Source organism: Calidifontibacter indicus (assembly GCF_003386865.1).
Taxonomy (GTDB): Bacteria; Actinomycetota; Actinomycetes; order Actinomycetales; family Dermatophilaceae; genus Yimella; species Yimella indica.
The window spans coordinates 252,270-265,429 of record NZ_QTUA01000001.1 but is presented as its reverse complement, the minus strand read 5'-3'; the positions used below and the strand labels follow the sequence as shown (position 1 = coordinate 265,429).

14 protein-coding genes are annotated in these 13,160 nt (G+C 70.0%); 6 read left to right on the top strand and 8 right to left on the bottom strand.

Translation table 11 applies throughout. The annotated features are described in order from the left end of the window. Positions 1-34 precede the first annotated feature (34 nt). On the top strand, positions 35-1,858 hold the full coding sequence (locus DFJ65_RS01215) for an AMP-dependent synthetase/ligase (RefSeq protein WP_115921442.1): 1,824 nt from the start codon (positions 35-37) through the stop codon (positions 1,856-1,858). Positions 1,859-1,913: 55 nt separating this feature from the next. On the opposite strand, the gene DFJ65_RS01210 is transcribed toward DFJ65_RS01215, so the two are convergent. The 6 genes from DFJ65_RS01210 to DFJ65_RS01180 all read right to left on the bottom strand — a co-directional run bounded on the left by DFJ65_RS01210 (position 1,914) and on the right by DFJ65_RS01180 (position 8,505). Then, positions 1,914-2,927 carry a hemolysin family protein gene (locus tag DFJ65_RS01210; protein ID WP_115921441.1) on the bottom strand — a complete coding sequence of 338 codons (1,014 nt, stop codon included), beginning with the start codon at positions 2,925-2,927 and terminating at the stop codon, positions 1,914-1,916. Beyond that, a complete protein-coding gene (locus tag DFJ65_RS01205) occupies positions 2,924-4,336 on the bottom strand; it encodes a hemolysin family protein (protein ID WP_115921440.1) in 1,413 nt (470 codons plus the stop codon). Before DFJ65_RS01205 ends, DFJ65_RS01210 begins: the two co-directional genes overlap by 4 nt. Before the next feature lie 228 nt (positions 4,337-4,564). Further along, a complete protein-coding gene (locus DFJ65_RS17110) occupies positions 4,565-5,431 on the bottom strand; it encodes a hypothetical protein (RefSeq protein ID WP_147301266.1) in 867 nt (288 codons plus the stop codon). A 121-nt stretch (positions 5,432-5,552) separates the two neighbouring features. Continuing rightward, positions 5,553-6,995, bottom strand: a complete 1,443-nt coding sequence (locus tag DFJ65_RS01190; protein WP_115921437.1) for a phytoene desaturase family protein — start codon at positions 6,993-6,995, stop codon at positions 5,553-5,555. Then, a complete protein-coding gene (locus DFJ65_RS01185) occupies positions 6,992-8,032 on the bottom strand; it encodes a succinylglutamate desuccinylase/aspartoacylase family protein (protein WP_115921436.1) in 1,041 nt (346 codons plus the stop codon). The genes DFJ65_RS01190 and DFJ65_RS01185 overlap by 4 nt, the downstream gene beginning before the upstream one ends. Further along, positions 8,029-8,505, bottom strand: coding sequence for an ATP-dependent zinc protease family protein (locus DFJ65_RS01180; protein WP_211308329.1), 477 nt, complete (start codon positions 8,503-8,505; stop codon positions 8,029-8,031). The genes DFJ65_RS01185 and DFJ65_RS01180 overlap by 4 nt, the downstream gene beginning before the upstream one ends. A gap of 25 nt (positions 8,506-8,530) precedes the next feature. Here DFJ65_RS01180 and DFJ65_RS01175 point away from each other — a divergent pair, with 25 nt between their 5' ends. The 5 genes from DFJ65_RS01175 (at position 8,531) to DFJ65_RS01155 (ending at position 11,816) form a co-directional block, all read left to right on the top strand. Next, positions 8,531-9,736 carry a RimK family alpha-L-glutamate ligase gene (locus DFJ65_RS01175; RefSeq protein ID WP_115924035.1) on the top strand — a complete coding sequence of 402 codons (1,206 nt, stop codon included), beginning with the start codon at positions 8,531-8,533 and terminating at the stop codon, positions 9,734-9,736. 12 nt (positions 9,737-9,748) lie between these two features. Then, positions 9,749-10,273 carry a GNAT family N-acetyltransferase gene (locus DFJ65_RS01170; RefSeq protein ID WP_115921434.1) on the top strand — a complete coding sequence of 175 codons (525 nt, stop codon included), beginning with the start codon at positions 9,749-9,751 and terminating at the stop codon, positions 10,271-10,273. A gap of 162 nt (positions 10,274-10,435) precedes the next feature. Further along, on the top strand, positions 10,436-10,798 hold the full coding sequence (locus tag DFJ65_RS01165; RefSeq protein ID WP_115921433.1) for a GNAT family N-acetyltransferase: 363 nt from the start codon (positions 10,436-10,438) through the stop codon (positions 10,796-10,798). A 230-nt stretch (positions 10,799-11,028) separates the two neighbouring features. Continuing rightward, positions 11,029-11,454 carry a fluoride efflux transporter FluC gene (locus DFJ65_RS01160; protein WP_245949906.1) on the top strand — a complete coding sequence of 142 codons (426 nt, stop codon included), beginning with the start codon at positions 11,029-11,031 and terminating at the stop codon, positions 11,452-11,454. Continuing rightward, a complete protein-coding gene (locus DFJ65_RS01155) occupies positions 11,451-11,816 on the top strand; it encodes a fluoride efflux transporter FluC (protein WP_211308328.1) in 366 nt (121 codons plus the stop codon). Before DFJ65_RS01160 ends, DFJ65_RS01155 begins: the two co-directional genes overlap by 4 nt. 128 nt (positions 11,817-11,944) lie before the next feature. On the opposite strand, the gene DFJ65_RS01150 is transcribed toward DFJ65_RS01155, so the two are convergent. Next, positions 11,945-12,472, bottom strand: a complete 528-nt coding sequence (locus DFJ65_RS01150; protein ID WP_115921430.1) for a DUF1648 domain-containing protein — start codon at positions 12,470-12,472, stop codon at positions 11,945-11,947. Between the two features lie 117 nt (positions 12,473-12,589). Further along, the gene (locus DFJ65_RS01145; RefSeq protein WP_115921429.1) at positions 12,590-13,099 is read right to left on the bottom strand and encodes a MarR family winged helix-turn-helix transcriptional regulator; all 510 of its coding nucleotides are present in this window, start codon (positions 13,097-13,099) and stop codon (positions 12,590-12,592) included. Positions 13,100-13,160 lie beyond the last annotated feature (61 nt).

The following is a 13,160-nucleotide window of genomic DNA, read 5'->3' as shown; positions in this document are numbered from 1 at the left end:
AGTCCGAGTCAACGAAGACCAGGAGTTTCCAGCAATGGGCCAAGGCACCACCATCCGGGAGTTCGCGACCGAGCAGAACTTCACCCTCGACTCCGACGGGATCCTCGCCCGGCTGCCCTGGCGCCGCGCCGCCGAGCGGCCGCTGCACACCAGCTTCGAGCGGTTCGAGAACGGACAGTGGCTCCCGGTGACAGCCGAGCGTCACCTCGCCGAGGTGAAGGCCGCCGCGAAGGGGTTCATCGCGGCCGGCATCGAGCCCGGCGACCGGGTGGCGATCATGGCCTGCACCCGCTACGAGTGGATCCTGCTCGACGCCGCGATCTGGGCCGCCGGTGGCGTCACCGTGCCGATCTACCCCTCGTCCGCACCGGCTCAGGTCGAGTGGATCGTGCAGAACTCCGCCGCGAAGCTGCTGATCGTCGAGGACGAGGTGGCCCAGGACAACCTGGCGAACGCCGACATCGCGGGCGCCGAGGTGCTCGTGATCGACGCCGGCGCCGTGGGTGCACTGCGTCGGCGCGGCATCGACGCAGGGGTCGACGACAATGCCGTCGAGGCGCGTCTCGACATCCTGACGCTCGACTCACCCGCCTCCCTCATCTACACCTCCGGCACCACCGGGCGGCCGAAGGGTTGCGTGCTCACCCACGCCAACCTGCTCGCCGAGGCGCAAGCCGTGCTCGCCATGCCGATCGGGCAGCAGGCCGCGCAGTTCGGCAAACGGACGCTGATGTTCCTGCCGCTCGCCCACGTGCTGGCCCGGGCCATTACCTACGCGGCGTACGAGGGCGGCGCGACCGTCGGTTTCTGGGCCGACTTCAAGACCATCGTCGACAAGTTCGCCTCGTTCAAGCCCAACATGATCCTGTGCGTGCCGCGGGTGCTGGAGAAGGTGCACGCCGGGGTGCGGGCGCAGGCGCTCGCCGGTGGCCCGGCGAAGGCGAAGATCTTCCGGCGGGCCGAGCAGGTCGCGATCGAGTGGAGCAAGGCGCAGGGCGGCGACGGTCTGGGAGACGCCACCAAGCCGGGCCTGCGGTTGCAGGCCGAACACCGGCTGTTCGACAAGCTGGTCTACGGCAAGGTGCGCGCCGCGATGGGCGGCCGCTGCACGATGGCGATCAGCGGGGGCGGCGCGCTCGGCGCAACCCTCGGGCACTTCTTCCGCGGCATCGGCCTGCCGACGTACGAGGGGTACGGCCTCACCGAGACCACCTCGGCGATCACCGTCAACTCGCCTGGCGCACAACGCATCGGCACAGTCGGTCGGCCGATCCCGGGCAACGCCGTCCGCATCGCCGACAACGGTGAGATCGAGCTCAAGGGCGCGGTGGTCTTCGCCGGCTACTGGCAGAACGAGCAGGCCACGAGCGAGGCCTTCGACGACGGATGGTTCCGCACCGGCGACCTCGGCGCCCTCGATGCCGACGGCTACCTGACGATCACCGGCCGGGCCAAGGAGATCCTGGTGACCGCCGGCGGCAAGAACGTCGCGCCCGGCCCCATGGAGGAGCAGTTGCGCGCCCACGAGGTCATCGGCAACGCGGTCGTCGTCGGCGAGGGGCGGCCCTTCGTCGGCGCGCTCATCACCCTCGACCCCGAGGGCGCGGCCGACTGGGCCAAGGCCAACAACCGTCCGGTCGACGGGCTCGCCACCGACGAGCAGCTGCGGGCCGAGATCCAGGTGGCCGTCGACGAAGCCAGCGCGCAGGTCTCGCACGCCGAGGGCATCAAGAAATTCGTGGTGCTGCCCGACGACTTCACCGAGGAGACCGGCGAACTCACCCCGACCCTGAAGGTGAAGCGGCACGTGGTCAACGAGAAGTACGCCGACCAGATCGACTCGATCTACCGCAAGTAGTTCTCCGAACGAATGAGTCGAGCTCGCCCCGGGGTCGGGGCGAGCTCGACGTGTTTCACGCGCTCTCGACGCCGCGCGGGAACAGGCTCGGCAGGATGTCGGTGAGCGTGACGACCCCCGCGAAGTGGGCGCCGTGCCGCACGACCGCCAGCTGGGTGCTGGTCTCGCGCATGGTGGCGATCGCCTCGTGCAGGGGAGTGTCGCGCTGCAACTCCACCACCGGACGCAGCAGCGTGCCGGCGAAGTCGTCGGGCGCCATGCCGACGAGGGTGTCGCGCACGTGCACGAACCCGCGCACCTGGTCACCGTCGCGCAGGAGCACCCGCAGGTGGCCGCTGCGACGGGTCGCCTCCTGCACGTCGTGCACCGTCGCCGACCCGGCCACCGCGGTCACCGGGGCGCCCGGACGCAGCAGGTCGCCGACCGTGATCTCCTCCAGCACCAGCGCCCGGGTGATCGAGGCGCGGTAACCGAGTTCGAGCGCGCCGACATTGGCCGAGTGTTCGACCAGGGCGCGCAGCGCCTGCGGATCACCGGCCACGGTGAGTTCGTCGACCGGCTCGACGCCGCTGCGCCGCACCAGACGGTTGGCGGCCTCGTTGAGCAGGCGCAGGATCGGGCGGGTCAGGAACATGAACCCGCGCATCGGCAGCGCCAACATGATGGCCGAGGTCTCGGGGTGGGCGATCGCCCACGACTTCGGGGCCATCTCGCCGATCACGAGGTGCAGGAAGGTCACCACGATCAGGGCGAGCACGAACGCGACCACGTCGGCCGCGGTCTGCGGCAGGCCGGCGTGCTCCAGCGGCGCCATCAGCCAGTGGTGCACGGCGGGCTTGGTGATCGCACCGAGCGCCAGTGTGCACATCGTGATGCCGAGCTGCGACCCGGCCAGCAGCAGGGTCAGCTCGCCCGAACTACGCAGGGCGGCGCGGGCCGAACGCGACTCACCGGCGCGCTCCTCCAGCCGGTGCCGGCGGGCGGCCATGAGCGAGAACTCGATCGCGACGAAGAACGCCGACAGCACGATGATCGCGATGGTGGCGACGATGACGACGGGGGTGCTCATCGGCGGTCCTCCTGGTCATCGGCGGCGACATCCTCATCGGGGGGCGTGTCTTCGTGTGCCGCTTCCTGCTCGGGCAGCGTGAGCCGCACCCGGCTCGGCACGTAGTGCTCGACCTCGAGCACCTCGGCCCGCAGGATCTGCGGCTCGACCGGTTCGTCGGCGACCAGGTCGGCGCCCTCGGCCGGGAGTTCGATCTCGACCACGTCGCCCTGCTCGGGCAGCGAGCCGTGCGCGTCGATGATCAGCCCGGCGACCGTTTCGAAGTCGCCCTCGGGCAGGTCGACGTGCAGAGCCCGTTCCACCTCGTCCACGTGCACCTCGCCGCTCATCACCCAGATGCCGTCGTCCGGTGTCGGTTGGTAGAACTCGTCGGCCGGGTCGTGCTCGTCGGTCAGCTCGCCGACGATCTCCTCGGCGAGGTCCTCGACGGTGAGGATGCCGGCGAAGCCGCCGTACTCGTCGACGATGCACGCGAGCACCTCACGCTGGTCGTCCATCTGCTCCAGCGCGGCCGGGAGGTCCATCAGCGCCGACAGCACCAGCGGCGGCCGGGCGATCGCGGTGACCGGCAGGGCGAAGTCGGTGACGTCGAGCACGTCGACCAGGTGCACGACGCCGAGGATGTACTCCTCGTCGTTCAGCACCGGGTAGCGGGTGTGCCCGGTGGCCATCAGCTCGCGCACCTCGCCCACGGTGGCGGTGTCGCGGACGACGTCGACATGAGCGCGCGGTCGCATCGCGTGCTCGACGTTCTGACGGGGGAAGTCGAGGATGCGGTCGAGCACCCGCGCCTGCTCCGAGGTCAGCTCGCCGCGCTCCCGCGATTCCTCGACGACATGTTCGAGGTCGATCGCGGTGGCCGAGTGTTCGACATCGTGCACGGGTTCGATGCGCAGCATCCGCAGGAAGAGTTCGGCCGCCTTGTCGAAGACCCAGATGACCGGGCCGAACACCTTGAGATAGATGCTGGTCGACCGGGACAGCTTCGCGGCGACCTGGTCGGCACGGGCGATGGAGTAGTTCTTCGGGTAGAGCTCGCCGAACAGCATCTGCACGAACGTCGAGAACAGCAGCGCGAGGATGCTGCCGAGCGCGAGCGCAATACCGGTGGAGACGAGCTTGCCGCCGACGATGTCGCCGATGGCCTCACCGATGAGCGGCTCGGCGACGTAACCCACGAGCAGACCGGTCACGGTGATGCCGAGTTGGGCGCCGGACAGCAGGAACGAGGTGCGTCGGGTGATCGACAAGGTGCGCTCGGCGCCGGCGTCACCGGCTGCCGCGCGGGCAGACAACCGGGATCGGTCGACCGCCATGTACGCGAATTCCTGCGCGACGAAGTAGGCGGTGGCGGCGGTGATCAGCAGCACCACGACGACGCCGATGCCGAGGGAGAGCCAGCTGTTCATCGGGTGTCACACCGCTCGGGGCGCGGCGTGATCGTCAGTGTCAGTGACGGGGTCAGCGACGGTGTCGACGAGGTGGGGGCGGTGACGGTATGCGGAGGTTGATCGTCCATCTGTCTTCGCGAGTGGGTGACGGGGAAAATGCATCGCAGGCGATACGACATTGTCCCGAACGAGCGCACCCGCGCGGGTGTTCCCGGCGGGTGATTCGAGCCGGTCGCGTGTCCGCGTTCAGCTGCCCTGAGCGTAGGTGGCCGACGCGACCCGCACGACGGTGGGCGCGACGTTGCCGTTCTGCGGCACCGACTCGGCGGTCCAGACCGGGTTGCTCTTGTCGAAGTAGCCGCTGGTGGTGCCGTCGCCCTTGGCGAGCAGCATGCGGCCGTTCGTGCAGTAGAGCCAGCCGTTGCGTCCCTGCCAGTGGTTCGCCGAGTCGTGGCCGACCGTCGAGCAGGTGGTGCCGTCGGTCAACTCGACCGCCAGCGGCGCCGGGTTCGGTTCGGCCGCACCGGTGTAGCGGATGTCGGAGGCGAAGGTGACCAGCTTGCGGCCGAGCTGCTCGGTGCCCTGGATGCACCCGACCTTGCCCGCCGGGAAGGTCCAGCACGCCAGCAGGCTCGCGGCGTTCGGTCCGCAGGTGAACACGCCGTTGCCCTTGGCGAACGGGCTCGCCTCGGCGGTGGTGACGCCTACGCAGGGGTTCTCGGTCGGGGTGGCGGTCCAGCCGGCGGCCACTGATCCGTCGGCGGCCTTGGGGTTCAACGAGATTGTGCGGGTGGCCGCGCCGCTCGACGAATCGCTCGGTGAGGCGGTCGAGGAGACGGGCGTGTCGGGGTCGGTCGCGCTGCTCGTCGCGCTGTCGGACGACGTGGGCGAGGTCGACGTCGCGGCGCTTCCGGTGCTGCTGGTGGTGCTGGTGGTGCCGGTGCTTGCGGCGGCGATGTCGCTGGTCTGCTCGGACGTGCCCGACGCGCTGGTGCTCGTCGACGTCTCGGTCGAGGTGTTGGTGCCGGTGGTCGCGGTTTCTTGGGTGCCACAGGCGGCAAGGGCGAGCAACAGGACGCTTCCGGCGGCGATGCGGTGCAAACGCGATGACATAGTCCGCAGCGTAGGGGCACGGTCTGCCGAAATCGACGGAATCCGGGCGTCGTGACCGTTTCGCTGCATGGGCACATCTCCCCATGCATTCATCCCGGTGGCGTCCGGTGACCGGCGCTGCTCAGAGGCCGAGGTCGGGCGCTGACAGACCGCGGTCGGCGAGCAGGGTGCGCGCGGCGTGCCAGCCGGCCATGCCGTGCACGCTCGGGCCGGGTGTCGTGGCGCCGGAGCCGAGGTAGACGCCCTTCACAGGGGTGCGCCAGGGCGTCGGCGAGACCACCGGACGCTTGAGCATCTGGGCCATCGTCACGGCGCCGCTGGAGAAGTCGCCGCCGGCGAAGTTGGCGCTGACCGTGTGTTCGAAGTCGACCGCGCGGGTGGCGGTGCTCGCCAGGACGAGGTCGCGGAAGCCGGGTGCATGCTGCTCGATCATCGTGATCGCGGTCTGCGTGATGTGGACGTCGCTGCCGTAGGGCACGTGGCCGTAGGCCCACAGCACGTGCTTACCGTCGGGGGCGCGCGACGCGTCGGCCACGCTCGGCTGCACGACGAGTAGATACGGACGTTCGGGGATGCGTCCGCGCGACACCTCGCGCTCGGCGGCGGCGATCTGTTCGCGGGTGCCGCCGAGGTGCAGGGTCGGCGCCTCGCGCAGCACCGGGTCGGTCCACGGGATCGGTCCGTCGAGCGCCATGTCGACCTTCGACACGCCGTTGCCGTGCTTGAAGCGGCGCAACGCCGCCGCGTACTTGTCGGGCAAGCGGTCGCCGCCCAGGCGCAGCAGCGCCGGCGCCGACACGTCGAGCAGGGTCGCGTCGTAGCCGTCGAGTTCGGCGAGCGAGGTCACCTCCACCCCGGTGCGGACGCGTCCGCCGTGGCCTTCGAGGTCGGCGACCAATGCGTCGGCGATGGCCTGCGACCCGCCGACCGGCACCGGCCACCCGGCGGCGTGGGCCGTCGCGCTGAGCATCAGACCGGCGCCCGCCATCGACAGCCGGGGGTGGCGTCCGATGGTGTGTGCGGCACACCCAATGAGCATCGCCGGCGCGATCTCCTCGCGAAAACGTATGCCCCACAACGGTGTTCCGAGTTCCAGGGCGCGTTCGCCGTAGATCGCAGTGCCGATCGGGTGCTTCGGCACCCGCAGCAGCGTGTCGACCGTGAACTCGCCGATGGCATCGATGCGGTCGACCACGGGTTTCAACAGCGACCGGTAGGCCTTGCCGTCGCGTCCGATGGCGTCTGCGGCGCGGTCGAGATCGCGATAGCCGTGCCCGCTGCGTCCGCCGGGCAGTGGGTGCCCGAACGACACCTGCGGCACCACGAGGTCGATGCGCCGGGAGAGCTCGAACGCCTGGAAGAACGGGCTGGCGAGCGCCATCGGGTGCACCGCGCTGGCGAGGTCGTGCTTGAACCCGGGCAGCGTGATCTCCCGGGTGGCGGCGCCACCACCGACCCAGTCGTTGCGTTCGAGCACCTCGACCTGCAGGCCGGCCCGGGCGAGCGTGACGGCTGCTGCCAGGCCGTTGGGTCCGCTGCCGACGACGGCGACGCGGTCGCTCACGACAGCAGTCCGTTGGTGGGGTCGGAGGTGAGGTCGGGCACCAGGTCGGCGGGCTCGGCCGGCGGCGGGCCGACGATCGAGGCGATGTGCACCACCGCGTCGCCGGAGTTGACCAGCGGTGCCTCGGTGTGGCCGATGATCACGCCGTCGCGGTCGGCGTAGACCGCACGCAGGGTCTTGCCGAACGAGTCGTAGAGCGCGCCGAGCCGTTCGCCGCGCACGACCTGTTGGCCGAGGTGGGCGTCGAGGCGCAGGATGCCGGTGCGGCGGGCTCGCACCCAGCCGCTGCCGCGGCACTCGACGGCGGGGGTCGGCGGCTCCTTCTCGAACGGGTCGATCATGTCGAGCGCGGCCAGCACCCGGCGTACGCCGGCGACGCACGGGTCGATCGCCCAGTCGTCGAAGCGCAGCGGGGCACCTGATTCGACGAGCAGCACCCGCGCTCCGCGTTCGCCGGCGATGTGCCGCAGCGAGCCGTCGCGGATCTCCGAGTGCAGCATCACAGGGGGCGCGAAAGCGCTCGCGAGTTCGCGGGTGCGGGGGTCGTCGAGGTCGGCGCGCACCTGCGGCAGGTTGGTGCGCCGGTCGGCGGCAGTGTGCAGGTCGATGCCGACCTCGCACTTGGCGACCACCTCGCGCAGGAACAGGTGGGCGATGCGTCCGGCAAGTGACCCGCGGGCCGAGCCGGGGAAGCTGCGGTTGAGGTCGCGCCGGTCGGGCAGGTAACGGTCGCCGGCCAGGAATCCGTGCACGTTGACGATCGGCACCGCGATCAACGTGCCGCGAAACTCCTTGGGCGACAACGAAGCCAGCACCTCGCGGATCACCTCGACGCCGACCACCTCGTCACCGTGGATGGCCGCGTTGACCCAGACGGTCGGGCCGTCCTGCTTGCCGTGCACGACCCGGATCGGCAGCGAGATCTCGGCGCCGGTGACCAACCGGGTGATCGGCAACTCGGTGGCCTTGCTGCTGCCGGGGCGCACCCTGATCGACCCGATCGCGAACGATTCGCGTTTGGTGTGGTGCTTGCTCATGCACGGCCCCGGTTGCGGCGGCGGGTGGCGGCGCCGGGGCGTCCGCCGTAGTAGGAGCGGCCGGAGTCGACGAGGAAGCCCTGGCGCAACGCCTCGCGACCGACGAGCATGCGGAAGCCCATCGCGTCGCGGTCGGTGAGCGTGAACTCGGTGGGGATGCGGTGGCCGGCGATCGACAAGGTGGTGCGCACGACGATGCGGTGCTGCAACTGGCCGTTGGAGCTGCGGATGTCGCGCCGGTCGTGCACCGGCAACTCGGTGACCACGATGTCTTCGGTCGACTTCTGCCACGGTCGCACGGCGAACCGCACCCAGGCGACGCCGTCGCGCTCGAACTCCTGCACGTCGTACGCGTGCACCGAGGAGGTGCGTGCGCCGGTGTCGAGTTTGGCCTTCATCCAGCCCACTCCCAGGTCGGGCAAGGAGATCCACTCCCGCCAGCCGACAACGGTGGACTCACTTGCTTCAGGCACCCGCACAGTGTGGCAGGGTGCTCGCGTGAAACTCGCGATCCTGTCCCGTGCGCCGCGTGCCTACTCCACTCAGCGCCTGCGCACCGCAGCCCTCGAACGCGGTCACGACGTGAAGGTGTTGAACACCCTCCGCTTCGGTATCGACCTGTCCGAGGACGAACCCGACCTGCAGTTCCGCGGACGCCAATTGTCCACGTACGACGCGGTATTGCCTCGTATCGGTGCGTCGATCACCTACTTCGGCACCGCCGTCGTGCGCCAGTTCGAGCAGATGGACGTCTACACGCCCAACACCGCCAACGGCATCAGCAACAGTCGCGACAAGCTGCGCGCCACCCAGATCCTGTCGCGCCACAACATCGGCATGCCGGCCACCTTCTTCGTGCGCAACCGGGCCGACGTGAAGCAGGCCATCCAGCAGGTCGGCGGTGCGCCCGTCGTCATCAAGCTGCTCGAGGGCACCCAGGGAATCGGCGTCATCCTCGCCCCCGAGGTGAAGGTGGCCGAGGCGATCATCGAGACGCTCCAGTCGACCTCGCAGAACGTGCTCATCCAGGCGTTCGTGAAGGAAAGCAAGGGACGCGACATCCGGGCGCTGGTCGTCGGTGACCGGGTCGTCGCGGCGATGCGCCGGACGGCGCAGGGCGACGAGTTCCGCTCGAACGTGCACCGTGGTGGTTCGGTCGAAGCCGTCGACCTCGACCCGGAGTACGAGGCGACCGCTGTTCGTGCGGCGCAGATCATGGGTCTGCGCGTCGCCGGCGTCGACATGCTCGAAGGCAACGACGGGCCGCTGGTGATGGAGGTCAACTCCTCGCCCGGTCTGCAGGGCATCGAGACCGCCACCCGACTCGACGTCGCCGGCGCGATCGTCGACTACATCGCCGACCAGGTCGACTTCCCGCAGGTCGACGTGCGCCAGCGGCTGGCGGTCTCGACCGGTTACGGCGTCGCCGAACTGCAGGTGCACGCCGGCTCCGAGATGGTCGGCAAGTCGTTGCGCGACTCGGGGCTGCCCGACCGGGACATCACCGTGCTCACCCTGCACCGCGGCACGTCCGTGACGCCGTCTCCGCGTCCGGGCAAGGTGCTCGAGGCCGAGGACCGCCTGCTGTGCTTCGGCAAGCTTGAGGAGATGCGCTCGATGATCCCGGAGCGCCCCAAGCGACGCCGCAAGGTCAAGAAGCTCGCCCGCACGGCGATCACCGCCGCCGAGAATCCGCCTGCCTGACAAGGCGATTCGATGAGCTTCCGGGTGCGCGACGCAACCGCGGCCGACGCCGCGGCGTGTGCCGCGATCTACGCGCCGTACGTGCGGGACACCAGCATCTCGTTCGAGAGCGAGCCGCCCGACGAGGCCGAGATCGCGCGCCGGATCGACGACTACGCGCGCAGCCACGCCTGGCTGGTCGCGCTGAAGGACGACGTCGTGGTCGGTTACGCGTACGCATCGCCGCACCGCGCCCGGGAGGCCTACCGGTACTCCGCGGAGGTGTCGGTCTACCTCGACCCGTCCGTGCAGGGCGGTGGCGTAGCCACCGCGCTCTACCGGACGCTGTTCGAGCGGCTCGGTGCGCGCGGGTACCGCCGGGCATTCGCCGGAATCACGCTGCCCAACGAACCCAGCGAACGCTTCCACCGCAGGTTCGGCTTCGAGACGGTCGGCACCTTCCGCGGCGTCGGCTGGAAGCAGGGCCAGTGGCGTGACGTGCTGTGGTTGCAGCGCGACATCGGTGACCCGGGCGCCCCGGCGGGAGGCCTGCGTTAGAAGTTCGGCGTGCATCCGCCGGACCAGTACTCGATGCGCGGCGCAGCAGCGAAGACGACCTGTGCACCTGTGGCGGAGCGGATACGGTCGGCGTGCACGTGATGCTCGCACACGCGTCCGCTCGCACCCGCACAGTCGCACCACTCGCCTCGAGGAGAACACATGACGTCCGAACTCACCGACACGACCGGCGCAGCGGTCACCGTCACCCGGAACGACGCGAAGGGCGCCTACGAGATCGCGGACGCCGAAGGCGCAGTGGCCGGCCGTGCCTACTTCTACGACCACGACGGCGACCGCATCTTCTTCCACACCGAGGTCGACGACGCGTACGCCGGACGCGGCCTGGCCGCCGTGCTCGTGCGCACAGCGCTCGACGAGACCCGCGCCGACGGACTCACCGCCGTGCCGGTCTGCCCCTACGTCGCCGGTTTCCTGAAGAAGAACGAGCAGGAGTACGACGGTGCGTTCCGCGCGGTGCGCCCGGCCGACCTGGAACACGTGCAGGAGCGGCAGCGCTCGTAAGCGACGAGCCGCTCTACCTCGACAAGACGAACCCCCGATGTCCAGCGTCCGCTGTTGGAGGCGGTCACCCTCTCCCGCCGCGCCGGCAGCGCGGCCGGGTTGGGACGCGACCTGCTCGTACTGCTGCGGTGCTGATCAACACCTTCAACCACATCTCGATCGCCGGCGGACACCCGGCCAGGCGGTACTGACCCGTCCGCGCCTCAGGCGACGCGAGTAGCCTGCCCGACGTGAACCGGCCGACCGATCCTGCAACCAGGGTGTGGCATCGCGAGCGTCTGGTGCTGCTCGGTCTCGTGTTCGTCGGAGGGGTGTGCGGCACCTGGGTGCGCGCGGAGTTGAGCAACCGTTTCCCGGTCGCCGCCGACGCGTGGCCCTGGACCACCTTCTGGATCAACGTCAGCGGAGCCTTCGTGCTCGGGGTACTGCTCGGCCTGCTCGCGCGGCTCGGCGACGACAGCGGGTGGCGGCGGCGCGTGCGGCTGGGTCTCGGCACCGGGGTGCTCGGCGGGTACACGACCTACAGCACCTTCGCCGTCGAAGTCGTGGAACGGCAACGGGATTCGCTGCTCCTGCTGTCGACCGGCTATGCGCTGGCGAGCCTGGTGTGCGGGGTGCTCGCGGCCGCGATCGGGCTGCGGGTGACCGCCCGATGATGCTCTGGATCGCGCTCGCCGGCGGAGTCGGTGCGGCGACGCGGTTCCTGCTCGACTCCTGGATCGTCACCCGGGTGCGGCACCGCGTGCCGCTCGGCACGATCGTGATCAACCTGGTCGGTTCGTTCGTGCTCGGCCTGCTCGTCGGCCACTTCGGCCACGCGTCCGAGCTCACCAAGGTGGTGGGCACGGGAGCGATGGGCGGGTTCACGACCTTCAGCACCGCGTGCGTGGAGTCGGCGCGGTTGCTGCTCGACCCCAAGGCCCCTCGCAACGGGCATCTGGTGGGGGTGCTGCACGGCGTCGGGATGCTCGTGGGCGCGGTGTTGCTCGCGGCCCTCGGGTACGCCGTCGGCGCCTGACCTCTCCCACGCCGTCCGACCCGCAAACGCTGCGGTTGCGTGCACACGCTGCTGCAGCCGCACCGGTTGCAGGTGGGGCGGTGGGTGCTGAGGCGTTGGGTGTGGGGGCAGGGTGGGCGGCGGTCGGTTCAGAGGTCGTCGGTGGGGTCGTAGCGGCCGAGCAGCATCCGCGTCACGACGGCCAGCACGCTGCCGAGCACGAGCACCATCGCCGCGGCGAACACGGCCGTCGGCATCGCGCCGTCCGGACGGTGGGCGGCGATGCCGATCGTCACGTTCATCAGCGCGCTCAGCCCGAGCAGGGAGGCCGCGATCAGCAGCATGTCCTCGCGCAACAGTCGCTCGAATCGCACCAGCCGACGCGGTTCGGCCAGCCACCACTGCTTGTGCGGCACGTTGATGCTCTCGGGCCAAGCGGTGGCCAGACGCGAGAGTTGCGAGATGCCCAGCGCGACGCCAGGGAGCAGCAGTCCGCAGATCGCCAGGGCAGCCGGTTTCGACGACCAGCCGTCCGGGGTCTCACCCGACCAGTGGGTGGGCACGCGGTCAGGGGCGGTGAGCGCCAACCAGATCCACGTCGCGGCGCTCGCGAAGAGGCCGAGCAGCACCGTGAGGCGGTAGGCGCGTCCGCTGGGCTCCCGGGGCGTGTCACTCACCGGTCCAACCTACGTCGCCGCACACGCTGCACGTCCCTGCGCGAACGCTGCAGTTGCGTGCGCACGCTGGTGCTGCAACCGCAGCGACTGCCGGGTAACGCAGCGTTTGCGGGTGGGTCAGAAGTCGCCGGCGTCCGAGCGCATCCGGCCGATCACGTCGACCAGTGCTTCGAGGTCGGTGGGGGTGAGCCCCGGGGCGGCGAAGACCTGCGCGTTGAGGGCGTCGGTGGCCCGCGCGGCCAGGTCGCGGCCCTGGTCGGTGATGCCCACGATGAACGCGCGTCGGTCGTCGGGGTGGGTGCTGCGGGTCACCAGGCCGGCGGCCTCCAGCCGATCGACCGCATTGGTGACGGACGTCGGGTGCACCTGCAGCCGGGAACCGATGAGCTTCATCGGCAGCGTGCCCTTGCGGCTGAAGGTGAGCAGCATCAGCAACTCGTACCGAGCGAAGGTCACGCCGAACGGCTTGAGCGCGGCATCGACCCGCGCGGCGACGATCTGCTGCGCGCGCATCAGCGAAGTGACTGCGGCCATGCCGGGTGCGGCGTCGGCCCAGCCGCGACGCTCCCATTCGTCGCGGGCGACCGCGATCGGGTCGGCGGCGAGGCGGGACGGTGCTTCGGTCATGAGCACGATCTTAAACGGAACTCGCGTTGACGTCCATTATTAGGAAGTCCTAGTATTTCGA

Excerpts from the sequence above, each read along its gene's own strand:
- DFJ65_RS17110 (WP_147301266.1), bottom strand. The coding sequence starts at position 5,431 with ATGTCATCGCGTTTGCACCGCATCGCCGCCGGAAGCGTCCTGTTGCTC.
- DFJ65_RS01165 (WP_115921433.1), top strand. The coding sequence starts at position 10,436 with ATGACGTCCGAACTCACCGACACGACCGGCGCAGCGGTCACCGTCACC.
- DFJ65_RS01185 (WP_115921436.1), bottom strand. The coding sequence starts at position 8,032 with ATGAGCAAGCACCACACCAAACGCGAATCGTTCGCGATCGGGTCGATC.
- DFJ65_RS01170 (WP_115921434.1), top strand. The coding sequence starts at position 9,749 with ATGAGCTTCCGGGTGCGCGACGCAACCGCGGCCGACGCCGCGGCGTGT.
- DFJ65_RS01215 (WP_115921442.1), top strand. The coding sequence starts at position 35 with ATGGGCCAAGGCACCACCATCCGGGAGTTCGCGACCGAGCAGAACTTC.
- DFJ65_RS01155 (WP_211308328.1), top strand. The coding sequence starts at position 11,451 with ATGATGCTCTGGATCGCGCTCGCCGGCGGAGTCGGTGCGGCGACGCGG.
- DFJ65_RS01210 (WP_115921441.1), bottom strand. The coding sequence starts at position 2,927 with ATGAGCACCCCCGTCGTCATCGTCGCCACCATCGCGATCATCGTGCTG.
- DFJ65_RS01205 (WP_115921440.1), bottom strand. The coding sequence starts at position 4,336 with ATGAACAGCTGGCTCTCCCTCGGCATCGGCGTCGTCGTGGTGCTGCTG.
- DFJ65_RS01145 (WP_115921429.1), bottom strand. The coding sequence starts at position 13,099 with ATGACCGAAGCACCGTCCCGCCTCGCCGCCGACCCGATCGCGGTCGCC.